Source organism: Bradyrhizobium sp. LeoA1Lang, assembly GCF_055413685.1.
Window position 1 is genome coordinate 1 of the sequence record NZ_JBVAPG010000598.1, and the last position, 255, is coordinate 255.

The following is a 255-nucleotide window of genomic DNA, read 5'->3' on the forward strand; positions in this document are numbered from 1 at the left end:
CGGTGCGGGCATCGCAGCGGCTTGCGCCGCCGCCTGGGCCTGCTCCAGCGCCTTGAGCTGGTCACGCACCAGCATCAGCCGGGCATGCTCGCGCTTCACTTCGGCCAGAAGCTGCGGCGGCAACGGCCGCCCTTGCCAGTCCCGCTGCTGCTCCAGCCAGGCGAGCCAGTTGCGCCGTCGCAGGGCCCCGACCGCCAGACCCAGCAGACGCAGCAGCGCCTTCATCCGGTTGGTATGGGCGGTCTGCTCCGTCAC

Annotated in this window: 1 pseudogene; it reads right to left on the reverse strand. The window is 71.8% G+C overall.

Features of this window, described 5'->3' with window-relative positions:
* A pseudogene (locus ACZYOF_RS44645) lies at positions 1-255 on the reverse strand (IS110 family transposase); the annotation flags it as partial.